Annotated in this window: 29 protein-coding genes; 13 read left to right on the top strand and 16 right to left on the bottom strand. The window is 67.9% G+C overall.

Features of this window, described 5'->3' with window-relative positions:
• Window positions 1-5: 5 nt before the first annotated feature.
• On the bottom strand, window positions 6-725 hold the full coding sequence (locus ACWGE0_RS10655; protein WP_452260654.1) for a hypothetical protein: 720 nt from the start codon (window positions 723-725) through the stop codon (window positions 6-8).
• A 57-nt stretch (window positions 726-782) separates the two neighbouring features.
• Between ACWGE0_RS10655 and ACWGE0_RS10650 the strand changes: the two genes are divergently transcribed.
• A complete protein-coding gene (locus ACWGE0_RS10650) occupies window positions 783-1,700 on the top strand; it encodes a peptidase (protein ID WP_452260653.1) in 918 nt (305 codons plus the stop codon).
• 146 nt (window positions 1,701-1,846) lie between these two features.
• Complete coding sequence (locus tag ACWGE0_RS10645; protein ID WP_452260652.1) at window positions 1,847-2,359, top strand: DinB family protein; 513 nt, start codon at window positions 1,847-1,849, stop codon at window positions 2,357-2,359.
• Between the two features lie 6 nt (window positions 2,360-2,365).
• On the opposite strand, the gene ACWGE0_RS10640 is transcribed toward ACWGE0_RS10645, so the two are convergent.
• Entirely contained in the window at window positions 2,366-3,940 is a 1,575-nt protein-coding gene (locus ACWGE0_RS10640) for a sulfatase (RefSeq protein WP_452260651.1), read from the bottom strand.
• Between the two features lie 83 nt (window positions 3,941-4,023).
• On the opposite strand from ACWGE0_RS10640, the gene ACWGE0_RS10635 reads away from it, so the two are divergent.
• Window positions 4,024-4,686: a RibD family protein gene (locus ACWGE0_RS10635; RefSeq protein ID WP_452260650.1), complete on the top strand. Its 663-nt coding sequence runs from the start codon at window positions 4,024-4,026 to the stop codon at window positions 4,684-4,686.
• Here ACWGE0_RS10635 and ACWGE0_RS10630 read toward each other — a convergent pair.
• Window positions 4,667-5,071 (bottom strand): DoxX family protein, encoded by a 405-nt coding sequence (locus ACWGE0_RS10630; RefSeq protein WP_452260649.1) that lies wholly within the window; start codon window positions 5,069-5,071, stop codon window positions 4,667-4,669. The two genes, ACWGE0_RS10635 and ACWGE0_RS10630, sit on opposite strands and share 20 nt — an antisense overlap.
• Entirely contained in the window at window positions 5,064-5,798 is a 735-nt protein-coding gene (locus ACWGE0_RS10625; RefSeq protein WP_452260648.1) for a CDP-alcohol phosphatidyltransferase family protein, read from the bottom strand. Before ACWGE0_RS10625 ends, ACWGE0_RS10630 begins: the two co-directional genes overlap by 8 nt.
• Before the next feature lie 41 nt (window positions 5,799-5,839).
• On the opposite strand from ACWGE0_RS10625, the gene ACWGE0_RS10620 reads away from it, so the two are divergent.
• Window positions 5,840-6,823: a zinc-dependent alcohol dehydrogenase gene (locus tag ACWGE0_RS10620; protein WP_452260647.1), complete on the top strand. Its 984-nt coding sequence runs from the start codon at window positions 5,840-5,842 to the stop codon at window positions 6,821-6,823.
• Complete coding sequence (locus tag ACWGE0_RS10615; protein WP_452260646.1) at window positions 6,810-7,508, top strand: creatininase family protein; 699 nt, start codon at window positions 6,810-6,812, stop codon at window positions 7,506-7,508. Before ACWGE0_RS10620 ends, ACWGE0_RS10615 begins: the two co-directional genes overlap by 14 nt.
• Here ACWGE0_RS10615 and ACWGE0_RS10610 read toward each other — a convergent pair.
• Genes ACWGE0_RS10610 through ACWGE0_RS10595 form a run of 4 tightly spaced genes read right to left on the bottom strand, consistent with a single transcriptional unit; the run spans window position 7,416 to window position 10,519 of the window.
• Window positions 7,416-8,384 carry a lysylphosphatidylglycerol synthase transmembrane domain-containing protein gene (locus ACWGE0_RS10610; protein ID WP_452260645.1) on the bottom strand — a complete coding sequence of 323 codons (969 nt, stop codon included), beginning with the start codon at window positions 8,382-8,384 and terminating at the stop codon, window positions 7,416-7,418. The genes ACWGE0_RS10615 and ACWGE0_RS10610 overlap by 93 nt on opposite strands.
• On the bottom strand, window positions 8,384-9,163 hold the full coding sequence (locus tag ACWGE0_RS10605) for a class I SAM-dependent methyltransferase (RefSeq protein ID WP_452260644.1): 780 nt from the start codon (window positions 9,161-9,163) through the stop codon (window positions 8,384-8,386). Before ACWGE0_RS10605 ends, ACWGE0_RS10610 begins: the two co-directional genes overlap by 1 nt.
• Window positions 9,160-10,155, bottom strand: coding sequence for a glycosyltransferase family 4 protein (locus ACWGE0_RS10600; RefSeq protein ID WP_452260643.1), 996 nt, complete (start codon window positions 10,153-10,155; stop codon window positions 9,160-9,162). Before ACWGE0_RS10600 ends, ACWGE0_RS10605 begins: the two co-directional genes overlap by 4 nt.
• A complete protein-coding gene (locus ACWGE0_RS10595) occupies window positions 10,109-10,519 on the bottom strand; it encodes a 6-pyruvoyl trahydropterin synthase family protein (protein WP_452260840.1) in 411 nt (136 codons plus the stop codon). The genes ACWGE0_RS10600 and ACWGE0_RS10595 overlap by 47 nt, the downstream gene beginning before the upstream one ends.
• Before the next feature lie 92 nt (window positions 10,520-10,611).
• Between ACWGE0_RS10595 and ribA the strand changes: the two genes are divergently transcribed.
• Together ribA and ACWGE0_RS10585 are read left to right on the top strand one after the other, a co-directional pair.
• Window positions 10,612-11,244 (top strand): GTP cyclohydrolase II, encoded by a 633-nt coding sequence (gene ribA, locus ACWGE0_RS10590; protein WP_452260642.1) that lies wholly within the window; start codon window positions 10,612-10,614, stop codon window positions 11,242-11,244.
• Window positions 11,245-11,653: 409 nt separating this feature from the next.
• Window positions 11,654-12,838, top strand: a complete 1,185-nt coding sequence (locus tag ACWGE0_RS10585) for an amidohydrolase family protein (protein WP_452260641.1) — start codon at window positions 11,654-11,656, stop codon at window positions 12,836-12,838.
• Here the strand turns inward: ACWGE0_RS10585 and ACWGE0_RS10580 are convergent.
• The 3 genes from ACWGE0_RS10580 to ACWGE0_RS10570 are packed head-to-tail and all read right to left on the bottom strand — an operon-like array spanning window position 12,796 to window position 14,377.
• Window positions 12,796-13,740 (bottom strand): NAD(P)-dependent alcohol dehydrogenase, encoded by a 945-nt coding sequence (locus ACWGE0_RS10580; RefSeq protein WP_452260640.1) that lies wholly within the window; start codon window positions 13,738-13,740, stop codon window positions 12,796-12,798. The two genes, ACWGE0_RS10585 and ACWGE0_RS10580, sit on opposite strands and share 43 nt — an antisense overlap.
• Window positions 13,737-13,958 carry a helix-turn-helix transcriptional regulator gene (locus ACWGE0_RS10575; RefSeq protein ID WP_319967921.1) on the bottom strand — a complete coding sequence of 74 codons (222 nt, stop codon included), beginning with the start codon at window positions 13,956-13,958 and terminating at the stop codon, window positions 13,737-13,739. Before ACWGE0_RS10575 ends, ACWGE0_RS10580 begins: the two co-directional genes overlap by 4 nt.
• Window positions 13,955-14,377, bottom strand: coding sequence for a hypothetical protein (locus ACWGE0_RS10570; RefSeq protein WP_452260639.1), 423 nt, complete (start codon window positions 14,375-14,377; stop codon window positions 13,955-13,957). Before ACWGE0_RS10570 ends, ACWGE0_RS10575 begins: the two co-directional genes overlap by 4 nt.
• Window positions 14,378-14,527: 150 nt before the next feature.
• On the opposite strand from ACWGE0_RS10570, the gene ACWGE0_RS10565 reads away from it, so the two are divergent.
• Window positions 14,528-15,415 (top strand): tat pathway signal sequence, encoded by an 888-nt coding sequence (locus ACWGE0_RS10565; RefSeq protein ID WP_452260638.1) that lies wholly within the window; start codon window positions 14,528-14,530, stop codon window positions 15,413-15,415.
• 71 nt (window positions 15,416-15,486) lie between these two features.
• Entirely contained in the window at window positions 15,487-16,209 is a 723-nt protein-coding gene (locus ACWGE0_RS10560; protein WP_452260637.1) for an AfsR/SARP family transcriptional regulator, read from the top strand.
• On the opposite strand, the gene ACWGE0_RS10555 is transcribed toward ACWGE0_RS10560, so the two are convergent.
• The 4 genes from ACWGE0_RS10555 to ACWGE0_RS10540 form a co-directional block, all read right to left on the bottom strand.
• Entirely contained in the window at window positions 16,206-16,610 is a 405-nt protein-coding gene (locus tag ACWGE0_RS10555; RefSeq protein WP_452260636.1) for a peptidase inhibitor family I36 protein, read from the bottom strand. The two genes, ACWGE0_RS10560 and ACWGE0_RS10555, sit on opposite strands and share 4 nt — an antisense overlap.
• A 126-nt stretch (window positions 16,611-16,736) precedes the next feature.
• Window positions 16,737-17,096, bottom strand: coding sequence for a VOC family protein (locus ACWGE0_RS10550; protein WP_452260635.1), 360 nt, complete (start codon window positions 17,094-17,096; stop codon window positions 16,737-16,739).
• Window positions 17,093-17,440, bottom strand: a complete 348-nt coding sequence (locus ACWGE0_RS10545) for an MmcQ/YjbR family DNA-binding protein (RefSeq protein WP_452260634.1) — start codon at window positions 17,438-17,440, stop codon at window positions 17,093-17,095. Before ACWGE0_RS10545 ends, ACWGE0_RS10550 begins: the two co-directional genes overlap by 4 nt.
• A 68-nt stretch (window positions 17,441-17,508) precedes the next feature.
• The gene (locus ACWGE0_RS10540; protein ID WP_452260633.1) at window positions 17,509-18,048 is read right to left on the bottom strand and encodes a DUF6939 family protein; all 540 of its coding nucleotides are present in this window, start codon (window positions 18,046-18,048) and stop codon (window positions 17,509-17,511) included.
• A gap of 141 nt (window positions 18,049-18,189) precedes the next feature.
• On the opposite strand from ACWGE0_RS10540, the gene ACWGE0_RS10535 reads away from it, so the two are divergent.
• Window positions 18,190-18,714 carry a suppressor of fused domain protein gene (locus ACWGE0_RS10535; RefSeq protein WP_452260632.1) on the top strand — a complete coding sequence of 175 codons (525 nt, stop codon included), beginning with the start codon at window positions 18,190-18,192 and terminating at the stop codon, window positions 18,712-18,714.
• On the opposite strand, the gene ACWGE0_RS10530 is transcribed toward ACWGE0_RS10535, so the two are convergent.
• Window positions 18,674-19,564: a DMT family transporter gene (locus tag ACWGE0_RS10530; protein WP_452260631.1), complete on the bottom strand. Its 891-nt coding sequence runs from the start codon at window positions 19,562-19,564 to the stop codon at window positions 18,674-18,676. The genes ACWGE0_RS10535 and ACWGE0_RS10530 overlap by 41 nt on opposite strands.
• Window positions 19,565-19,586: 22 nt before the next feature.
• Here ACWGE0_RS10530 and ACWGE0_RS10525 point away from each other — a divergent pair, with 22 nt between their 5' ends.
• The 3 genes from ACWGE0_RS10525 (at window position 19,587) to katG (ending at window position 23,743) form a co-directional block, all read left to right on the top strand.
• Window positions 19,587-20,990, top strand: a complete 1,404-nt coding sequence (locus ACWGE0_RS10525; protein ID WP_452260630.1) for an aminotransferase-like domain-containing protein — start codon at window positions 19,587-19,589, stop codon at window positions 20,988-20,990.
• 67 nt (window positions 20,991-21,057) lie between these two features.
• On the top strand, window positions 21,058-21,492 hold the full coding sequence (locus tag ACWGE0_RS10520; protein WP_319967931.1) for a Fur family transcriptional regulator: 435 nt from the start codon (window positions 21,058-21,060) through the stop codon (window positions 21,490-21,492).
• 19 nt (window positions 21,493-21,511) lie between these two features.
• Window positions 21,512-23,743: a catalase/peroxidase HPI gene (gene katG, locus ACWGE0_RS10515; protein ID WP_452260629.1), complete on the top strand. Its 2,232-nt coding sequence runs from the start codon at window positions 21,512-21,514 to the stop codon at window positions 23,741-23,743.
• The last annotated feature ends 13 nt before the right edge of the window (window positions 23,744-23,756 follow it).

Here is a 23,756-nt window from a genome sequence, read left to right as displayed (position 1 = left end):
CGACACTAACGTTCGCGGACGCTGACCTCAGCCGGTTTCGCCACGGTCTCCTGCGCCGGCCGCAGCACGTCCGGCGCGGTGCCCCACTGGCTGTACTCGGCGACGCGGTGTTCCTGCTGACGGTCGACCGACGGCCCGCTGCGCTCGGCCCTGACCACGCGACCGTCGTCGTCCACGTCGACGACCAGCCGCACGTCGCCGTTCACGTAACTGCCGGAATGCGGCACCCCGCCCGCGCTGAACACGTACCGGTTGCCCGTGTGTTCGACGAGCCGGAGCGTGCCGCGGTCGAGGTCGCCGAACACGCTGCCGGGGTGGTAGTCGTTCTCGTTCAGGGACAGGTCCGTCAGGTAGCTCCACGTCCAGGTCGCGCCTTGGGTGTCCAGCAGAGCGAACGTCTTGCCGGGCGGCAACGTCAGCTCGTTGTGCTGGAGATAGGTGTCGTCGTCGAGGATCAGCGCGCGGTAGTCCGTGACGCCCCACCGGCTCTCGAAGTGCGCGATCAAGTCGCGTTGCGTCGTGGCCCCGCCACCCGTGTTGATGTGCTGCACGCCCGCATAGGTGCGTCGCCGCGGATCCTTGCCCTCGACCTTGATCTCGACGGTGAACCGCACCGACTCCTGCCGGCGCACCACGTCCAGCCACTCGTCGAGCAACGCCACCGGGTCGGCGGGCGCGGGCGCACACGCGGCCAGGACCAGCAGCAGCGACAGGGCGAGACGCATGCGACGAGTCTCGCAAAGCGTGTCGGTCGGACGGGCCGGAATGAGAAGGTCGAGCATGTGCAGAAACTGATCATCGCCGCCGTGCTCGGCGCCTCTCTCGTCGCGACCGCCATCCCCGCTTCCGCCGGTACCTCGCATCGCGTCGACGCCGCCGCGGGCTGGCTCGCGAGACAGATGGCCGACGGCGAGCGCCTGGAGACCGAGTTCGGTGGCGTGAAGTACCCGGACCAGGGCCTGACCATCGACGCGATCTTCGCGTTCGCGGCCGCCCGAACCGCCGGCGACCACTCGGACCGCGCCATCGCGTGGCTGGCCAAGCCGGAGATCTCCAGCGCCTACCTGGGCAGCGACGGCGAGTCCTACGCGGGCGCGCACGCCAAGCTGGCCGTGGCGGCACGGGTGAAGGGCAAGAACCCGCGCTCGTTCGCGGGCATCGATCTGATCAGCGGGCTCAGGGCGCTGCAGGCGCCGTCCGGCCGGTTCTCCGACCGCTCGCAGTTCGGTGACTTCTCCAACGCCTTCACCCAGTCCTACGCGCTCATCGCCCTCGGCAGGGACACGAAGGGCGCCGCCTACCTCGCCGCCAGCCAGTGCGCGGACGGCGGCTTCCCCGTCACGTTCGAGACCTCGCCGTGTGTGAGTGACGTCGACGCCACCGCGATCGTGGTCCAGGCGCTGCGCACGCAGGGCAAGCCGACGGGGCAGGCCGTCACGTGGCTGAAGTCGAAGCAGCAGGCCGACGGCGGGTTCCCGAGCGCACAGGGCGGATCGAACGCCAACAGCACGGGTCTCGTGGCCCAGGTGCTGACCGGCAAGCCTGCCGCCAGGGCGCGCGACTACCTGAAGTCGCTGCAGGTCCGCACTGGACCGGACGCGGGCGCGATCGCGTTCGACGCGTCGGGCTTCAACAAGGCCAACGCACCCCGAGCGACCGCACAGGCCGTGCTGGGGCTGACCGGCGTCTCTTTCGGCTGATTCACCGAGCGTGATCCCAGGTCAGCGCCGGATCGCTTGAGTGCCGCTCAAGTTTCACCGGAGCGGCCGAGCAACTAGGACACAGGCTGACCGCAAGTGGTCATACAGTCCTTCGTGTCGGGACAAACGAGCGAAGGACAGGAACCATGACCACCACCGAGACCCTCACCGGCGAGCGTGCGGACCTGCTCGAGACGTTGCAGCAGCACCGCTGGTTCCTCACGTTCACCGCGCAGGGTCTGACCGACGAGCAGGCTGCGCTGAGCCCCACGGTCAGCGCGCTGTCCATCGGCGGCCTCATCAAGCACGTCACGCGGGTCGAGGGGAACTGGATCAGGTTCATCGAGGAAGGCTCTTCGGCGATGGAGCCGAACGCCGACACGGCCGAGAACCACATGAAGAACTTCCACATGCAGCCCGGCGACACGCTGGAGAGCGTCCTCGCGCGCTACCAGGAGGTCGCGGCCTACACCGACAAGCTGGTCGAGACGGTGGACCTGGACCTGGCGCACGAGCTGCCGAAGGCGCCGTGGTTCCCCGAGGGCAAGACGTACACGGCGCGGCGGGTGCTGATGCACATCGTGGCCGAGACTTCGCAGCACGCGGGCCACGCGGACATCATCCGCGAGACGATCGACGGCCAGAAGACGATGGGCTGAGGCTGCTCAAGCCTTCGGCGAGGAGAAGGTCGAGAGGAACTGGTCCCGGAAGTCGCTCATCCGCGACACCGGGGCCGACCCTCCCGGTTTGATCCCGTCGTCCCACTTCCAGGCCTCGACGCGCTGGAGCACAGCGGGATCCTTGGCGACGATGGTGATCGGCACGTCCCGTGACGCCCCTTCACCGGTCACCATCTGCGCCGGCTGGTGGTCGCCCAGGAACACGAACACCAGGTTCTCGTCGCCGTACCGCTCGACGTAGGAGAGCACCGACTCCAACGAGTACGAGATGGAGTGCGCGTAGTCGCCGCGCACGGCCGCCGGGTCGCGGCCGAAGATCGACTCGGGCGGGTCGTTCGAGGCGGGCATGGTCGCGTAGATCGAACCGTCGCCGAGCTTGTCCCAGTCCACGGAGTCCGGCGTCGGCGACCACGGCGCGTGCGAGGACACCATCGGGATCGCCGCCATCACCGGGCCCTGCTTCTTGGCGCGCTCGTTGCGTTGGAACGACTCCAACGTGAACTGGTCCGGCGTCGTCGCGTAACCGAACCGCGGGCCCGCATAGCCGAGGTCCTGAGCGGCGTAGATCTTGTCGTAGTGGAAGAAGTCACCTTCCGGCCACGCCTGCGTGATGCCGGGAACGACCCCGACCGAACGCCACGACGCCTCGCCGAAAGCCCGCGGCAGCGTCAGCCGGTCCGAAGCCACGAGGTTGCGGTAGCGCTGCTGGTTGTCGATCCACAACCCGGACAGCAACGTCGCCTGCGCCATCCAGCTGCCACCACCGGCGGTCGGCGAGGTCAGATAAGCGGACTTGGCCGTGTACCCGGCCGCCTTCAACCGTGAGTTGCCGTCAGCGAGCTTCGCGGCGACGTCCGGCATGTCGAGCGCGGACTTGCCGTAGCTCTCGACGAACGTGAAAACAACATCCTTGCCCTGCAACGAGGACAGCAGCCCCGGGTGGCCGCGGAACGCGTCGACCGAAGCCTCCGCCGCGAACACCTCCTGGTCCTTCAGCCCGACCTGAACGCGCCGCGCGTGGTCGACGAGCGACGTCGCCGCCGCGTCCGAGTAGACCGGAATCCCCGGCACCGCAAGCGAAACACACGCCACGGCCACCAGAGCGACGGCGCGGACAGCGACCGGCCGCCGGCCGGCGGCGACAGAACTGAGCCGCAGCACCGAAACCGCGGCGAGGAACACGATCCCGCCGACGAGCGTCACCGCGGCCACCACGGCCAGCACCGAGGCGTAGCGGCCGAACGTCACGTCCAGGAAGTCGATCGCGGGCACCAGCAGCGGCCAGTCCAGGACCAAGTCGAACGGCCGGTACAGCACCATGTCGAAGCCGATGTCCATGATCTTCACGACGGTGAACAACCCGAGCGCGACGCCGCCGACGATCGCGGCGGGCTTGCGGAACCGGTCCGGCAGCAGCACCAGCACCATGACGCCGACGAGGCCTTCGAGCGGCACTCGAAGGAACGCCTCGGGCGTGAACTTCTCCAGGTCGCTCGGTGCGATGAGCACGAACAACACGAACAGCCCTGCCAGCACAGTGGCCGTCCGACGCAGCAACATCCTCACCGAGAATCCCCTTTCCTGACCTATGAGAGAAACGCACGGCGACCCGCATCCGGTTCAACTGCACTACCATCGAGTCCGTGACCCGCCCGCACGTTCTGCTGAGCGTCGCCGTCAGCCTCGACGGCCACATCGACGATCGCGGCACCGAGAGGTTTCCGCTTTCCAACGCCGAGGACTTCGATCACGTCGACCGGATGCGCGCGGAGTCGGACGCGATTCTCGCCGGGGCCGAGACACTACGACGCGACAACGCACGCCTGCTCGTCTACAGCGACGAGCGGCGCGCGCGGAGAATAGCGGACGGCAAACCGGAGTTCCCGCTGCGGGTCACCGTCACCAGGAGTGGCCAACTAGACCCTGAGCTGCGGTTTTGGCACTGCGGCGGCCAGCGGCTGGTCTACACCAAGAGCCCGGCGACCACGGTCGACCACCTCGCCGAGACCAAAACCTTCAGCGAATTCTCAGAGATTCTGGATGATCTCGGCGCGCGTGGCGTGAGAAAGCTCATGGTCGAAGGCGGCACGAGCATTCACACGGCGTTTCTCGAAGCGGGACTCGCCGACGAGATCAGAGTGGCGGTCGCGCCGATGCTGATCGGACAGGCGACGGCCCCGCGTTTCGTGAATCCCGCCGAATTCCCCGGTGGACCGGCTCGCCGATTCCACCTGGAGGACGTCACGAAAGTCGGGGACGTCGCCGTGCTGCGCTACTTCCCGAAAGTCAGCGCTTCACCAGCGTGAGCAGTCCGAGGATCTGCTCGCGGCGGTAGATCGCGATCACCAGCGCCCACACCATGAAGAACAGCGGCATGGCCGCGTCGTCGAGGCCGCCGTTGGTCACCAGGAAGAGCTCGGTGAGCGCGGCACCGCCCATGATGCCGGCCAGGCCCAGCGCCGCGAGGCCGCAGACGCGCGGGATCAGCAGGCCGATCGCGGTACCGATCTCGAGCACGCCGGTCAGGTAGCGGAACCACTGCCCGAAGCCGATGTCGTCGAACTTCTTGACGAAGTCGTCGCCGAACAACGCCCAGCCGTTCTTCACGAACGTCACGGCGAGCAGGATCTGCAGGATCCAGACGACGACGTTGCCGATCTTGGCCGCGGTGGAGGTGGTCTGCTCAGACATGCCGGGATCCTCCCACCGAAACACTGGCCTCACGCCACAGCCAGAGCACATCGCGGCCGAACGACCACACCAGCGACGCGAGTGCGAGACCGACGAGCACAGTCGCGAACGGGAGCAGGCCCGAGGCGGCCACGACCAGGAAGATGCCCTGCACCGCCGCCACGACCTTGCGTGCGTAGCTGGCCGGCAGCGGCGCGTTCATCCAGCGGAAACGCCACGACGCGGCCACGAACACGTACCGCATGAGACCGATCGCGAGCACCCACGGACCCATGTGCACGGCCACGTACGCGCTGAGCACCAGGATCAGGAACGCGTCGACCTCCATGTCGAACCGCGCACCCAACGCGGTCGACGTTCCGGTGCGGCGCGCGACCTGGCCGTCCACCCAGTCGAGTGACAACGCGACCGCGGCGAGCGTCACGACCAGCGCCACCGGCACGTCCTGACCTGCACGGTCGGCGACCAGCGCGGTCACCGCGCCGACCATCAGGCCGCGGGCGAGCGTGACGCGGTCAGCGGGCCCGAGCGACCGGGTGCGGTGACGCTGCATGCCGTAGCCGAGGAACGCCCACGTGGCGAACCCGTAAGCCAGACCGGCGGCCCAGCCCAGCGGTCCGAGACCGGTGGTGGCACCGACCACGCCCAGCGCGAGGAACTGAAGCCCCGCCCAGATGGCAGGCTCCCGCAGGACGGGTGCCGTCCTGGTGTGCTGAAGTGTGATCATCAGGTGCCCCTAGTGGACTTCGTGCGGCGGAGGTGTTGTGAGTGACACGTACGGCGAGTGCCTTTTGGCTCAATGAATCCGGAAAAGGGGAGGTTCGGCAGGTCACACTGGCCGAGCCCGGTCCGGGTGAGGTCGAGGTGCGCACGCTGTTCTCCGGGGTCAGCCGCGGCACGGAGACCCTCGTGTTCCGCGGTGGCGTGCCGGAGAACCAGTACGCGGCGATGAGGGCTCCTTTCCAGGAGGGCGAGTTCCCGTGGCCGGTCAAGTACGGGTACCTCAACGTGGGCGTGGTTGAACATGGACCCGAACAACTGCTCGGGCGCACAGTGTTCTGCCTCTATCCACATCAGACTCGTTACGTGGTCCCGGAAACCTCGGTCACGCTCGTGCCGGAGACCGTTCCCGCTGCTCGGGCGGTGCTCGCGGGCACCGTCGAGACGGCCGTGAACGCCGTGTGGGACGCGCATCCGTTGATCGGCGACCGGATCGCGGTGGTCGGCGGCGGCATGGTCGGGTCGAGCATCGCGGCGGTGCTCGCGACGTTCCCCGGCGCGCGCGTCCAGCTCGTGGACGCCGATCCGGCTCGTGAGGCGGTCGCCCGGGGTCTGGGTGTCGGATTCACCTTGCCGGACAACGCTCTCGACGGCTGCGATCTCGTTTTCCACGCCAGTGCGACCGAACCGGGCCTCACCACAGCGCTCAACCTGCTCGCGCCGGAGGGCAGGGTCGTCGAGCTGAGCTGGTACGGGGACAGGAAGATCGCCGTACCGCTGGGCGAGTTCTTCCACTCGCGCCGGCTGACGATCCGCAGCAGCCAGGTCGGCGTGGTCGGCCGCCCGGACCGCACCTACGCCGAACGCATGGCGCTCGCTCTCGATCTCCTCGCCGACGACCGGTTCGACGCACTGATCACCGGCTCCAGCGCGTTCGAGGAACTGCCGGCCGTCATGCCGAAGCTGGCCGACGGCGAGATTCCGGCGCTGTGCCACCGGATTGACTACGGTCAAACCTATGTTTCCGAGTGACACCACGGTCGACGTCCGCGACCAGCGCGTGGCCGTGCTCCCGGTCGGCAGCACCGAGCAGCACGGCCCGCACCTGCCGCTCGCCACGGACTCGGTGATCGCGTGGACCATCGCGTCGGAGATCTCGAAGGCGCACCAGGTCCGGCTGCTGCCACCGATCCAGTTCTCGTGCTCGCAGGAACACGCCGACTGGCCGGGGACCGTCAGCATCTCCGCGCGCACGTTGATCTCAGTGGTCACGGACATAGCGGACTCTTTGCGGCGCAACGGGGTCACCGGCCTGGTCCTGGTGAACGGCCACGGCGGCAACTACGTGCTGTCGAACATCGTGCAGGAATCCCAGGGCCTGGCCCTGTTCCCCGGCCGCGACGACTGGGCGTTCGCGCGGGAGAAGGCGGGCATCGAGACCTCGGCGTACAGCGACATGCACGCCGGCGAGCTGGAGACCTCGATCCTGCTGCACGCCCACCCCGATCTCATCCGGCCCGGCTACGAGACTTCCGACCACCTGGCGGAGGACCGGCGGCACATGCTCACCCTGGGTCTGGCGCCGTACACGGAATCCGGCGTCATCGGGCGTCCGTCCCTGGCGTCAGCCCGCAAGGGCGAGCTCCTTCTCGCGGGACTGACCGAGTCGTTCCGCCACTACCTCGACCTGTTCGGTCCTGGCGGCGCGGCGACGTGAGGTGAACAGCACGACCGCGCCCGGCAGGCTCGCGATCAACGCCAGCACGCCGTAGACGATGCCCGTGGTGAAGCCCTGCTGGGCACCCAGTCCTGCGGCACCGAACGCCACCGCGAGGAACGCCTCACGGGGCCCGAACCCGCCGATGTTGACCGGGATCGCCATGATCAGCAGCGCCAGCACCACGACCGGCGCGAGCTGCGTGATCGTGGCGTCCGACCCGGCGGCGCGGGCGGCGACCACGAACATCGCCACGTACCCGGCGACCGTGGCGGCCGACAGTCCGAGAACGGCGGGCCAGGTCTTCAGCGACAGCAGCCGGATGCCGTCCGCCAGCGTGTTGACCAGCACCCTCCGCACCGGCTTGAGCTGCCAGCCGACGACCGCGGCAACGGCCAGACCAGCGAGAACGAGCCCAACGGTGGTGTTGCTCAGTTCGAGGTCGAGACCGGGCGCGGGGTGCACGAGCAGCACCGCGAGCCCGATCCCGATGAGCACCATCTGACCGGCGAAACGCTCGAAGAACACGGCGCGCACGCCCCGTCCGACATCGCCCGACTCACGGCCGTGGTTGACCGCACGATGCACGTCGCCGAGCACGCCCGCAGGCAGCACGGCGTTGACGAGCAACGCCCGGTAGTAGTCGCTGACCGCGCTGCGCATGGTCAGCGACAGGCCGAGGCGGCGCGCGACGAGCACCCAGCGACCAGCACTGAGCAACGTCGTCGCGAACCCGATCGCCAGCGCGGCGGCGACGGAGAACGCGTCGATCGCGCGCAGTCCGTCCAGGAACGCCCCGGTGCCCAGGCGAAGGCCCAGACCCACGAGGATCGCCACCGCCATCAACAGGCGAAGCCACGGCCAGAAACGCTTCATCACACAGCCCTCGGTATCGCTAGCAGGTCGACGTGGTGGACCACCGCGGAAGCCTCTGACCTGCGGCGCAGGTACTCCGATGCTTCCCCGGCGAGTGCGGGTTCCTGCTCGACCGCCGCGCCGACCCAGCCCTTGAGCCACTCACGAGTCAGTGCTCCGGCGTCCAACCGCCACGGGCTGGATTCCGTGCGAACCGAAGCGCCGGCTGCCACGAATGCCTCTTCAGCAGCGGCCGGAGCGTCTGGTCCGAGGAGCCTGCGCCCGTCCACGACGCGGCGCTGGTGAGCGTTGAACGCGTCCTGGAAGGCGGCGTCGAGCGGCTCGGCCGGTTCGAGTTCGATCCGGCCTGCTACCGAGAGCGTGAACAGTGCGGGCACATGAGCTTCTACGCATGCAACCGCCAGAGCGTTCATCTCGTCAGTAGTGAGCAAGTCGAGCAATGCGGAGCAGGTGACCAGGTCAGCGCCCGCGAGGTCAGCGGCGTTCAGGGAGGTCAAATCACCCTGACGGGTCTCGACGGTGACGTCCTTCAGCTCGCTCATGCTGGCCTCCGCCAGCCCGAGCAGCCGGGGGTCGCGGTCGTGCAGCACCCAGTGCTGTACGCCGCCGAGCCTCCCGGCGAGCCATCGTCCCATCGATCCTGTGCCACACCCCAGGTCACGGATCGTCAGGGGGTTTCGGTTCACCAGAGTTGCGCGGACCACTTCCACGAGCTCGCCAGAGCGAGCCTCGGCGTCCGCTTTCTCCCGCAGTGCCAGCCATTCCGGCGCGAAGGTCATGGCCGCAGACTAGCCAGCACCCTCCGCAGGTCCTCTGTGGATTCGTCCCAAGTGGACAAAACCGCCCGCCGCCGAAGCGCTCTGGCCCGCAGCTGCGCCCGGAATTCCCGATCTTCAAACCAGCGCGTTAGTGCAGCGTCCAATGCATTTTGGTCCCCCGGCGGCAGCAGCAACCCGCCGTCCCCGAGCGCGTCCGGCACAGCACTCGCGATGACCGGCAAACCCCTGGCGAGCGCCTCGGTGACCACCATCCCGTACGTCTCGTTCCGGGAGGCGAGCACGAACAGGTCAGCCCGGTCATAAGCGCTGGTCAACGCCTCGCCACCGAGCGCCCCTGGAAAGCTGACACGATCGTCTTCCGGCAGCGTCCCGACGAACGGCCGCCGCGGCCCGACACACTCGAGCCGCCAGTCGTGATCGATCTTCCGCAACGCCCTGACCAGCAGGTCGTGCCCCTTGCGCGGTGTGATCGAGGCAACGCACAACAACCGGCTGACCCCGTCCGTCCCCACCGCGACCGGCGCCGGATCGGTCCCCGGCAACACCACGTGAACCTTGCCCAGCCCATGCCTGACCCTGATGTTCTCCGCCGCCGTCGGACTGGTCGCGATGACCGCCCCCACAGCCCGCAGGACCTGCCCTTCCCTGGCCTCGAGCAGCGCGGCCACCCCAGGATCAAGCCCGGTCTCGTCCGCCAACGGCAGGTGCACCAGCACCGCGATCTTCAACCGTCCCGCATGCGGCACGACCACCTCGGGCAGCCCACACCCGACCAGGCCGTCGATCAGCACCACGTCCCCGTCCGGGATGCCCGCAAGCGCTTGCCCCAACACCGAGACATCACTCGGTAGCGGCCAGTCACCAGCGACGGTCACACGTCTGAGGCCCGCACCAACCCTGACGTCGTAGACGTTGCCGCCGCTGGGACTGCCCGGATCGTCGACGTCAGCCGGCAGGACGAAGTGCACGTTCGTAGCCGGCCCACGCCACATGGGACTCGTGGAGTGTGACGGCGATCGCATCGATGCCGTGAGCACCCTCACCCAGAGCACCCTCGAGAATCTTCTCCGCGAGCTGGTCCGCGATGTACTTCGCGAGCCACTCCGTGGACGTGTTGATGCCCGCGAACTGCGGTTCTTCGTCCAGATTGCGATAGTTGAAGGCGGCCAGAACCTTGCCGAGCTCCTGCGTCGCCAGTCCGATGTCGACAACGATGTTGTCCGAATCGAGCTCAGCGCGTTTGAACGCAGCGTCCACCAGGAACGTTGCTCCATGGAGACGTTGTGCCGGACCGAAGACCTCGCCGCGGAAACTGTGGGCGATCATCACGTGATCGCGAACGGTGATGCTGAACAGGATGACCTCCGCTGTGCGGTCGGGTTACGGTGCGATCTCGCTCCGAGCGTAGTTGAACGTTCGGACGGCGCCTGGTGACGAGGGGACCCGAGATGTTCGAACAGGCCTTCAACGACGAAGACATAGCGGAGTCCGACCTGGTGACCCGCCGTGGCACCTTCCGCGCAGTCGCGTTCCGCGCGGACGGCCACGAACACATGGCCCTCGTCTACGGCAAAACAAAGCTGCGCGAAAACGTCCTGGTCCGCATCCACTCGGAGTGCATGACCGGCGACATCTTCGCCGCCATGCGCTGCGAGTGCGGCGAACAACTGGACGCCGCCCTCAACACCATCGTCCGCGAAGGCAGCGGCATCCTCGTCTACCTCCGAGGCCACGAGGGCAGAGGAATCGGTTTGGTGGCAAAGGTCCGCACCCACGTCCTCCAAGACCAAGGCCTGGACACCCTGGACAGCGCCACCTCCCTGGGCCTCCCAGTAGACGTCCGCGACTACTCCCCAGCCGCCCGCGTACTACGCCACCTCCGCGTGCAATCCGTACGCCTCATGTCCAACAACCCGGACAAGATCGCGGCACTGGAAAACCACGGCATCCCAGTAACCGCCAGGGTTCCCTCCCTGATGACCCCAAACGCCCACAACATCGCCTACCTCACCGCAAAACGCGACCGCCTAGGCCACGACCTCCCCCAGGTGGACAACTTCACGCTCCCGCACGCTAGATAGATCACGCCGAGGCCGAGGGCGAGGCGCTCTTGGCTTGAAACGCGAGGTTCCGGTGGGGGTCCCCGTCACGAGTCGTGCCTCAGCTCTTGCTGCAACCAGGGAGGGATGTCAAACGGACACGCTTTTCGTCCGTTTGACATCCCTGCCTGGTTGTGGCGCGCTCTGGTACGGCTTGTGACGGGGACCCCCACCCGAACCGCACCACCTACGCAACCGGCAGCCGCCCAACGCAACAGGCGTGCCATCAACCCGGAAATGGCGCGGACCCCCAGATCAGATTGGCAGGGGTCTGGGGGCGGAGCCCCCAGGGGAAGCACGCAGGCCGAGGTCGCCGCCCGCAACCCAACCACCTACGGACCCGGCGCTCCAACCATTGCTTTCCCACCACCCGAAGCTCAAACTGTCCGACATGCTGGCGCTCCGAGCAGGTCGTGCCTTCAACGGCGAGCACACCCTCGCCGGCCCTCTCACGGTCCTGGCCGAAAACGGCACCATAAAAGCGATCGAACCGGGCCACCCCGATATCCCGAACGCCGAACTGATCGACCTGGGCCCGACCTCCACCGTCCTACCAGGACTGATCGACACCCATGTCCACCTCTGCGCGGACAGCGAAAACGGAGCCCTGGACCGCCTCCCAGCCTTCACCCCAGACCACCTCGACACAGTCATCAAAGACAGCCTCACCCGCCACCTGAGCGCAGGCGTGACCACGGTGAGAGACCTAGGCGACCACCAATGGTCAGTGGTCAACCAACGCAGCAAGCACACCCAGCACATCCAAGCCTCAGGCCCCCCGATAACCAGCAAATCCGGCCACTGCTGGTCAATGGGCGGCGAGGCAACCGGCGAAGCCGCCCTCCGCAACGCAGTCCGCGACCGAGCCAACCGCCAGGTAGACGTCATCAAAGTCATGGCCAGCGGCGGCTTCGCAACCCCGGGCACCAACGTCTCCGACTGCCAGTTCACCGAACAGGAACTCCGCACAATCGTCGAAGAGGCCCACAAACACGGCCTACCGGTGACCGCCCACACCCACAGCCTGGCCTCAGCCCAGCGCGCAATCGCAGCCGGCGTGGACGGCCTGGAACACCTCTCCTGCCTGACCGACCACGGCATGCAGGTCCCGCCAGAACTCCTGGACGCCCTGGCAGAAGCCGAAATCACCGTCTGCCACACCCTGGGCATAACCCAAGAACCCCCACCCTTCATCAGGGAGGCCTGGGAGAAGATCGGCATGAGCTACGCCGGCAAGGTGAGTATGGCCGGTCAGATGTACGACCACGGCGTGAAAACAGTCGCCGGCACCGACGGCGGCATAGCCAACGGCAAGGGCCACGGAATCATCGCCTACTCAGTGGCCGACCTCGTGAAGGGCGGCGTGCCCAACGCCGGCGCCCTCGCGGCAGCCACCAGCCAGGCCGCCAAATCCCTAGGCCTCACCAAGGGCATGCTCAAACCGGGTTGGGACGCGGACATCATCGCCGTGCAAGGCGATCCGATGCGCGACATCACGGCCCTGCACAACGTGACCACCGTGATCATCGCCGGTCAGATCGTCACAACAACCTTGCCAACCGACCGTCGCAAGTAGACGTACTCCACCGCGTCAAGCGCCTCGGCCAGCGGGAACTCACGGTCAACCGCAGCCCGCACCGACGCGGCCTCGATCATCACCCGCAGCTCGTCGAACACGTCACCGCGTTCCTCCGACATGAGCAGCGCAAACTTCTGCGACACGAACGGATTCAGCGCAGCCGCGAGCAACGCCCGTTCGAATCCACCGGTAATCGCTCCCCCGGTCTCCGCCCCGACCAGCACCACCGACCCACGCGGAGTCGACGCCTTGCGCAGCCGTGACAACGACCTGTTGCCGCCGCAGTCCAAGATGAGGTCATACGTACCGGTGAAGTCCGCCACCGTGTAGTCAAAAACCTCATCCGCACCAAGCGACCGCACCAGATCCACCTTGCGCGTGCTGCACACACCAGTCACATGCGCGCCAAGGGCTTTCGCGATCTGCACCGCGTACGACCCGACGCCACCACCGGCACCGAGCACCAGAACCCGTTGCCCAGGTTGAACTCCACGCAATCCCTGCAACGCGGTCCCACCCGAGATCGGCACCGCGGCCGCCTCCGTGAACGAGACACCCTTCGGCTTGCGCGCCAGACGCGAAACCGGCGCGACGGTGTACTCGGCGAACGATCCCTCGCACGTGCCGAACACCTCGTCGCCGACGGCGAACTCGGTCACGCCGGGACCGATCTGGCTCACCACACCGGAAACATCGCGGCCCGGTACGGGTGACTTCGGTCCGCGGAACCCGAAACCGATGAACCGCACCAGGTACGGCTTGCCGGCGAGCAGGTGCCACGTGCCCATGTCGACGCCCGCCGCCCGCACCTCCAGCAGAACCTCGCCCTGCCCAGGCACAGGCACGTCCAGGTCACCGAGCACCGCCGATCCGTATCTTCGTTGCACGACAGCCTTCATGACTCCTCCTCCGGATACTGAAAGACTTCTTCGAGCGACACCTTGAACACCCGCGCGATCTTGAACGCCACCTCCAGCGAGGGTGAGTACTTCCCCTGCTCGATGGCGATCAACGTCTGCCGCGTCATGCCGATCGCCGACGCGAGATCGGCCTGTTTCATCTCGCCGTGCGCGAACCTCAACGCACGGATGGAGTTCGTGACCTTCGTCGGCTTCATGCCATCCCCCGGCGGTAGGCGAAGATCTTGGCCACCGAGCCGAGCAGAGCTGACAGCACGAAGCACAGGTAGAGCACGTTCGCGATCCAGAAGTGCGGAGCCTCGAACACCGCCAGCGCCATCGCGGAGACACCGCCGATCACGACGAACGACTGGCCGATGTGGTCGCCGAACCGGCCGATCTCGCGGTCGCGTTCGTCGATCTGCATGCCGTCGTTGCGCGCGGCGATGCCGAACCAGATCCCGGACACGATGCCGACGACGATCCCGAACGCGATCGTCCACAGCAGCGCCCAGGCGTACGGCGCCTCGACGAGCGGTCTCCCGTCCGCACCAAGCAGGACGACCAGCACATATGCGGCATATCCGACCACGGCGGTGATCGCCATGGCCCACGCCCGCTTCTCCTCGACCGCCATGGGTCCCACTCCCGATGTCAAAGAAACCTGACACGACCAAGGTAAAGCGAACCGGACACTGTGTCAAACATCTTTGACTTTGGCGGGACTAGATCGGCGCGTCCGTATGGCGGTCGACTGCCTCCGATCGGACCCATTAGCGTGCGACGCATGCTCCGTCCGATCCTTGTTGCGTGCGCGCTTGCCCTCACGGCGTGCAGCGACGCTGTGACGGCAGAACCACCCGCCGTCACGAACACACCGCCCTCGTCGTCACAGTCGTCGTCTCAGTCGTCCTCACCCACCCCCGCCGCCGCGGTCGTCACGCCCGAGGTCTGCGCGCTGCCCGACAGCGGGTTCGAGTGCGCGTTCCAGAAGCGGATCGTGGACGCGAAGAACTACGCGGAGACCAGGCCGGGCAGCGTCGGAATCGTGCTGCGGGACCGCAAGACCGGGGTGACCTGGCGCAACGACCACGCGGGTGACATGACGTGGACGGCGTCGACGATCAAGCTCGCCATGGTGGTGAACCTGCTGGAGCGCAACCGGTCCGGCAAGATCAAGCTGACCGCCGACGACCGCAAGCTGATGACCGCCATGCTGCACAGCTCCGACGACGACGCGGCGGACACGCTGTGGAAGCGGTACGGCGGCGCGACGTTCAACGCTGCGTTCCCCAAATACGGCATGACCGATTTGGTCGCCCAAAAGGGGTATTCGGCCAGTTTTCCCTATTGGGGCTTCGAGAAGTGCACGACGAACGACCTCGACCGGTTGATCAACTACGTCCTCGACTCCGTGCCCGCGGAAGATCGCGCCTACATCGTCGGGCAGATGCGCCAGGTCGGCCCCGAGCAGCAGTGGGGCGTCTGGGGACCTGACTCCGGCGCGAAGAACGGCTGGTCGGAGGAGGACGGCGGCTGGGTGATGAACTCGGTCGGGTTCGTCGGGACGGACGAGCGGTACACGGTCGCGATCATGAACAACCTCAAGGGCGAGGGCGCCTACGACGCCGGCCGCGCCACGGACACGGAGATCACCCGCATTCTCTTCCGCTGATTCGCCTGCGGAACTCCCCTTCGCCGTGTCACCCTGGGCCTCAGACACGATCTGCTTCGGGGGAACGCGGAATGTGGCTGTTCAGAACACTGGGGCCTGTCCGGGTGGAATGCCGAGGGGAAGAAGTTCCGCTCGGACCACCGCAAACACGCGTGGTGCTGGCGATGCTGACCGCCCACGCCAACGACGTCGTGACGATCGACGGCATCGCCGACGAGCTGTGGGGCAACTCGCCGCCCGCGTCGGCGAAAACGCAGGTCCACGGCATCATCTCGGCGTTGCGCCGGTTGCTCGGCCGCGACCGGATCACCACCAACCGCCCGCGCGGCTACCGGCTGCGGGCGCGTCCGGACGAGCTCGAAAGCCACCTGTTCCGCAACGACGTGGAACGCGCGCGCGAGATGCTCGCCGAGGGTGCCGTCGCGGCGGGCGCGGCGAGGTTGCGCAGGGCACTCGCTCGCTGGCGCGGCCCCGTTCTCGCTGAGCTGCACGGACATCTCGGGTGCGGGCTGGACGAGACCCGCGTGCTGGCCCTGGAGGAACGGGTCGCGGCCGATCTGCAACTCGGCCGCGGCGCCGATCTGGTCGGCGAACTGGTGGAGCTCGTCGCGGAACACCCGTTGCGCGAACGGTTCCGGGCCCAGCTGATGACCGCGCTCGCACAGACGGGCCGGCTCGCGGAGGCATCGCGTGCGTACAGCGTCTACCGCACAACGATGGTCCGCGAGCTCGGCGTCGAACCGTCAGCAGGCCTGCGTGCGTTGCACACCAGGATCCTGCGGGGTGGTGGCTAAGGGCAGATCCTCAGCGACGTCACGCGGTTGCGGTGCTCCGCCAGCAGGTTGCCCTGCGCACCGGCGGCGACGCGGAAGATCAGGTTGTTGAAGCCGCCGGCGTCGTAGTAGCACCACAGCTCGCCACGACGGTTGGAGAAGCTCTCCATCGTGTTGTTCAGCCCGGTCGGGCCGGACGAGTCGGCGAGGTCGCCGTCACCGCTCGCGAACGAGCCGTAACCGTGGCCGCCGTTGAGCCCGGCGAAGATGCAGCTGCGGTTGGCCGGACAGTGGTCGAAGTGCTGCGCGCCTACATCGGACTTCGTGTAGGTGAACACCTCTTGTGCTTGTGCCTGCGGCGACATCAGCAGCGCCGTGGCTGCCGCGGTGGCCCCCGCCACGGCGAAAAGCTTGCGAATCATCACATTCCCCCTTCGGTCAGGCGTCTTCCTCTGCCTGCCGACGAGGTTTCCACCGCCCGCTAAGTGGTTTCTAAGAGCAACTGTCCACTCGGTTGCGCGTGACGGCTCTTCGCTGGCACTGCGCCGTCAGGCCTGAATCGACTCCCACAGGCAAAGCACGGTGCCCTCGCTGTCCTTGACGTACTGCGAGAACCCGTAGTCCCCCACGCGTTCCTTGGCGTTGAGCAGAGTGCCGCCCGAGTTCTCGACCTTCCGCGCCACGTCGTCGATGCTCGGCACTTCGATGATCAGCACCGGCCCCTGCACGAACTCGGTGCGCGGCGAGATCCCGCCATCGCTGTCCTGCGGATCAACGGGGTCGCCGTCGGTGTCCACGAGCACGTAGTCGAACGGCAGCTGCTGCGTCGACCAGCCGAAAACCTCGCGGTAGAACGCCGTGGCGCGGCCGAGGTCGTCGGCGGGCAGCTCGAACTTGACCCTGGTCATCGCGCGAGGTCCGGCACCTGGGCGATGAGCTCCTCCGGCGCGGACAACCGCCATGCCTCGAACACCAGCTCCGCGAGCTCGTCGGCCTCAATGCCCTCCAGGTACACGACGACCCACCCGAAACCGCCGGCCGTGAACTGCACCTCGAACACGTCCGGCCGTTCAGCGACCAGCGCCAACTGCTCGGACAGCGTCTGCTTCAGCCCGACGGTCTGCGTGCGAGGCCAGTAGTAGCCGAAGTTCTTGCCCCGCACCCGGAACGTCTCGTACTGCTGACCGGAGGAGCGCTGCACCTCGGCGAGCGCGTCCACGATCTTGAAGAGCTGCTTGTTCGATGTCGCCACTGCCGACCCCCAAAGCCGAAGGGCAGAAGTATAAATCGGGGCATTCCGCCCGGCGTGCCGATCTCCGGTCAGACCGCCGGCGCGAACCTCCGCACGTGGTCAGCGATCAGGGCAGCGTGCGACAGCGGGGTCTTGAGGTCGTCGGGGTCGCCGTTGGTCGTGTAGTCGAGCAGAACGACGTCCGCCGACCCGGCTAACTCGTGCAACCGCTCGACCTCCTCTCGGAGCCGGTTCTCCAGGCCCCAGCGATAGGTCGGCAGGTAGATCTCGTGACGGGCCGTGCGGTAGTCGAGCAGCCGGTCGCCGGTCAGGCCCGCGCGGTGGCCGCGGACCTGACCGAAGCGACGAACCGTGCGCTTCAAGCCCTTCATGGAGGTCACGGCGAGCTTCGACGGATCGACGTCGGAACTCTCGAAGACCTTCAACGCCTGCCAGACGCCCTCGACGGATTCGCTCGTGACGCCAGGCGACATCGGCACCGGGATCTGGCCGTGCGGGTAGAACGGACTGAATCGCACCCACGGGTCAGGGCCGCGGGAGGTCACGTCGACGACCACCGCGTCCGGGCGGGTCACCTTGCGGCGCTTGCTCGCCACTTCGATCGGCATGGTTCGAGGATGGCAGGAGGGTCTGACAATTTTCGGCGGCTGGGGGCCGCTTAGGCTCTGCGCTCATGGAGAACTGGGGGGGAAGTCGACCACGAGGCGATCGAGCGGCACGTTCAGGAGCATTTCGGACCGATCGAGTTCGTGTTCCACGCGGTGCCGTCGACCGGGGTGCACGTGCTTGTCGTCGGGCCGACCGAGGACCGTCCTTTCCGGACGCTGGTCACCGAGGGCATGAGCGACGAGCCGATGACGGTGCCGGACGGCGTGAGCCCGTTCGCGGAGCTGATGATGTGCGTGCCGGCGGACTGGCCGGTCGAGGACCTCATGAGCGACGACTCGTGGCCGGTCCACCTGCTCAAGTACCTGGCGACGTTCCCGCACGAGAATCGCACCTGGCTGGGGGCGTGGCACCTGCTGCCCAACGGCGACCCTGCCCTGCCTTACGCGCCGAACACGGAGTTTGCGGGGATGGTCGTCACGCCGATGCTGAAGGTTCGGCCGGAGGCGCGCGAGATCGACGGCAAGATCAGCCTGCTCGCCGTCATCCCACTGCTTCCGGCCGAAATCCAGCTCAAGCTCGACCAAGGCACCTCGGCGCTCATCGAGGCGTTCGATCGCGCCGGGATCAACGAACTGGTTGACCCACGGCGACCGTCGTCGGTGTGACGCGGCTGCGTTGGGTCAGCACCACACACACGACTACGACCGCTGCCGTGGCGAGGGCGGGCCAGCCGACCGGCTCGCCCAGCACCACTGCTGACCACATGAGGGTCAGCACCGGCTGGGCCAGCTGGATCTGGCCGATCTTGGCGACGCCGCCCGCGGCCAGGCCCGCGTACCAGGCGAAGAAGCCCAGGAACATCGAGATCAGGGCCACGTAAGCGAAACTGAGCCAGACCACGGGCGTGGCGCGGGAGAAGTCCGCGGTGTAGAAGGAAACCGGGATGGTCACCGGCAGCGAGACGACCAGGGCCCAGCAGACCGTTCGCGCGCCGCCCAGTTCGCGGGAGAGCGCGCCGCCCTCGGCGTATCCCAGGCCGCACAACACAACCGCGATCAACAGGTAGACGTCCGCGGTGCTCAGCGAACCGGAGAAGCCGCCGCCGGTGGCGACGAAGGCCAGCACCGCCAGCAGGCCGGCGCCGCTGGAGAGCCAGAACGCGAGGGGTGGGCGTTCGGAAGCGCGGACGACCGCCCAGATCGCCGTGGACATGGGCAGCACGGCGATCACGACGGCGCCGTGGGCCGAGGTCTGGGTGGTGAGAGCCAAGGAGGTGAAGAGCGGGAAGCCGATCACGATGCCCACGGCGACGATGACCAGGCGGCGCACCTGCGTTACCGATGGACGCGGTGCACGCGATAACGCGAGGTAGGCGATCGCCAGAGCGCCGGCGACGGCCGCGCGGCCGAACGCGACGAACCACGGGTCAAGACCGGCTACTGCCAAGCGGGTTGCCGGGAGGGAGAAGCTGAAACCCAGCACGCCCAGCGCGCCGAGTGTTACCCCCGCTGGCACGATAACGTTACTCTTGGCTCTCATGAATGATGATAACGCAGCCGTCCGCGTTATCGAGGACCTGAGAGCCACGGCACTCGCCGGACGCGCGGGCGAGCGCATGCCCTCGGTGCGCGACCTGATGGCGCGGCACAGGGCCTCGCCCGCGACGGTGCAGCAGGCGATCCAGCGCGTGGCGGCCGAAGGGCTCGTCGAGGTGCGGCCGGGGCGCGGCAGCTTCGTCGCCCCGCACACGCCCGCCACCAGCCAGGACCTGTCGTGGCAGGCCGTCGCGCTCGGCGAGGGCAGGCCGGGTGAGGAGCTCGTGGCGAACCTCGTCGCGGTGCCGAAACCCGAGGCCATCCCACTGTCCAGCGGCTATCTCGACCCCGATCTGCAGCCCACGGACGCACTCGGCGCGGCGCTGAGCCGGGCGGCGCGGCGGCCCGCGTCGTGGGGGCGCGTTCCGGTCGAGGGCAAGGAAGAGCTGCGCGCGTGGTTCGCGAAGGAGGCGGGCGGCGAGCTCAGGGCAGGCGACATGACGGTGTGCGCGGGCGCGCAGGAAGCGCTCGCGACGGTGTTCCGCGGGCTCGGTGACCGCGGCGACGCCGTGCTCGTCGAGTCGCCCACCTACCTCGGCGCGATCGCGGCGGCACGCGACGCGGGGCTCAAGGTCGTTCCGGTGCCGGCGGATCAGGACGGTGTGCGGCCGGACCTGCTCCAGGCCGCGTTCGAACGGACCGGCGCGAAGGTCTTCTACTGCCAGCCGTTGCACGCGAACCCGCACGGCGCCGTGTTGTCCGACGAGCGACGGCCCGAGGTCATGCGGATCGTCCGCGGCATGGGCGCGTTCCTCGTCGAGGACGACTGGGCGCGCGGCTTCACGATCGACGGCACCGCGCCGCCGACGCTGGCCTCGCAGGACAGCGACGGACACGTCGTCTACGTCCGCTCGCTGACGAAGGTCGCCGCGCCGGGGCTGCGCGTCGCCGTGATCGGGGCGCGCGGGCCGGCCGGTACCCGCCTGAAGAACACCAGGTCGCGGCAGGACCTATACGTGGCGGGGCCGTTGCAGGAGGCGGCGATCGACTTCGTGACGTCCCCGGTCTGGCGCCGGCACCTGCGCACGCTCCAGCAGTCCTTGAGGACCAGGCGCGACTCTCTGGCCCGCACGCTGCACGAGCACCTGCCGGAGTTCGAGATCGCGCGGTCATCCGGCGGCCTGCACCTGTGGGCGACGCTGCCGGACGGTGTCGACGACCTGGAGCTGACGACGGCGGCGGCAGCGAGGGACGTCGTGGTGTTTCCGGGACGCCCGTGGTTCGCCGCTGAACCGCCGGGCAGTTTTCTCCGTTTGACCTACGGCGGCGCACCTGAGCACGTGCTCGCCGAGGGCGTGCGGCGGCTGGCCGACGCCGTGGCCGCCGTGTCCGGCGTGCGGCGATGACCGGGTCGGGTGAATTGCATGGTTCATTAACTTGACTCACTCAAGAAAAGACGGCAGGGTGAGGCCCGTGCCCACGGCTTCCGACTTCGAGCGCATGTTGCGTGGAGCGTCACTTCGGGTGACCGCTCCGCGGATAGCTGTGCTGTCCGCGGTGCACGGCCATCCCCACGCCGACACGGACTCGATCATCGGTGTCGTGCGCCAGAACCTCGGCGCGGTCTCCCACCAGGCCGTTTACGACGTGCTCCGCGCGCTGACCGGAGCCGGCCTGTTGCGACGCATCGAGCCCCAGGGCTCGGTCGCGCGTTATGAGGCTCGCGTCGGGGACAACCACCACCACGTCGTGTGCAGATCCTGCGGTGCCATCGCCGACGTTGACTGCGCCGTCGGTGCCGCGCCCTGTCTGGACGCGTCCGACGACCACGGGTTCGTCATCGACGAGGCCGAGGTCATCTACTGGGGCACCTGCCCCGAGTGCACGACCGCCGCGAAAAGTTCCTGAACATCCCGGAAGGATTCCCGTGTCCGACAGCACTGACGCCAAGCTGAGCGAGCTGAACGTGGAGGAGGCGGGCGGTTGCCCGGTCGCGCACGGGCGACTCAGCCACCCCACCGAGGGCGGCGGCAACCGTGACTGGTGGCCGAAGCAGCTCAACCTGCGGATCCTCCGCAAGCACCCTGTCCAGGCGAACCCGATGGGCGGCGAGTTCGACTACGCGAGTGAGTTCCTCACCGTGGACCTCGACGAGCTGGCCCGCGACGTCGACGCCGTCCTGACCGAGTCGAAGGACTGGTGGCCCGCGGACTTCGGCCACTACGGCCCGTTCATGATCCGCATGGCGTGGCACAGCGCGGGCACCTACCGCACCCACGACGGCCGCGGTGGCGCCGGCGCGGGCATGCAGCGCTTCGCCCCCCTGAACAGCTGGCCGGACAACGGCAACCTGGACAAGGCCCGCCGTCTGCTGTGGCCGGTGAAGAAGAAGTGGGGCAAGAAGGTCTCCTGGGCCGACCTCATGATCTTCACGGGCAACCGCGCGCTGGAGACCATGGGCTTCGAGACCTTCGGCTTCGCCGGTGGCCGCGCTGACGTGTGGGAGCCGGACGAGGACGTCTACTGGGGCCCGGAGACCACGTGGCTCGGCGGCGACTCGCGCTACAGCGGCGAGCGCGACCTCGAGTCCCCGCTGGCCGCGGTGCAGATGGGCCTGATCTACGTCAACCCGGAGGGCCCCAACGGCAACCCGGACCCGCTGTCCGCCGCCCGCGACATCCGCGAGACGTTCGGCCGCATGGGCATGAACGACGAGGAGACCGTCGCGCTCATCGCCGGTGGCCACACCTTCGGCAAGGCGCACGGCGCGGGCGACCCCGAGCTGGTCGGCGCCGAGCCCGAGGGCGCGCTGATGGACTCGCAGGGCTTCGGCTGGATCAGCACGCACGGCACCGGCAAGGGCCGTGACACCATCACCTCCGGCCTCGAGGTCACCTGGACCCAGAAGCCGACCCAGTGGACCAACCTGTTCTTCCAGAACCTCTTCGCGTTCGAGTGGGAGCTCACCAAGTCCCCGGCCGGCGCGCACCAGTGGAAGCCGAAGGACGGCGCTGGCGCCAACACGGTGCCGGACCCCGAGGACGGCACCCTCAACCGCACGCCGATGATGCTCACCACGGACCTCGCGCTGCGCGTGGACCCGATCTACGAGCCGATCTCGCGCAAGTTCGCCGAGAGCCACGAGGCGTTCGCCGAAGCCTTCTCCCGCGCGTGGTTCAAGCTGACCCACCGCGACATGGGCCCGATCCAGCGCTACCTCGGTGCGCAGGTGCCGCAGGAGGAGCTGATCTGGCAGGACCGCCTGCCGGTCGTCGACCACGAGCTGATCTCGGCCGACGACGTGGCCTCGCTGAAGGCCAAGATCCTCGAGACCGGCCTCTCGGTCTCGCAGCTGGTCAAGACCGCGTGGGCCTCGGCCTCGTCGTTCCGCCAGAGCGACAAGCGCGGCGGCGCGAACGGTGCCCGCATCCGCCTCGAGCCGCAGCGCGGCTGGGAGGTCAACGAGCCCGACCAGCTCGCCCAGGTGCTGCGCACCCTCGAAGGCGTGCAGGAAGCCTTCAACAGCGCGCAGACCGGCGGCAAGAAGGTCTCGCTGGCCGACCTGATCGTCCTCGGCGGCGCCGCGGCGATCGAGCAGGCCGCCAAGGCAGCGGGCCACGACGTCGAGGTGCCGTTCCTCGCGGGCCGCGCCGACGCGACGCAGGAGCAGACCGACGCCGAGTCGTTCGCCGTGCTCGAGCCCACCGTCGACGGCTTCCGCAACTACGGCGGCAAGGCCACCCCGCTGCCGTCGGAGTACCTGCTCATCGACAGGGCGAACCTGCTCGGCCTCTCCGCACCGGAGATGACCGTGCTGGTGGGCGGCCTGCGCGTGCTGGGCGCCAACCACAACGGTTCGTCGGCGGGCGTGCTGACCTCGAAGCCCGAGACGCTGACCAACGACTTCTTCGTCAACCTGCTCGACATGGAGACGGAGTGGAAGTCGGTCACCGAGGACCAGGAGAACTTCGAGGGCCGCGACCGCTCCACCGGCGCCGTCCGGTGGACCGCCACCCGCAACGACCTGGTGTTCGGCTCGAACTCCGAGCTGCGCGCCGTCGCCGAGGTCTACGCGAGTGACGACGCCTCCTCGAAGTTCGTCTCGGACTTCGTCCAGGCGTGGAACAAGGTCATGAACGCGGACCGCTACGACGTCTGATCGCCACGACGTC

This window comes from Lentzea sp. NPDC054927, assembly GCF_053610285.1.
The sequence above is the reverse complement of the archived record's forward strand: the minus strand, read 5'-3'. Positions and strand labels throughout refer to the sequence as shown.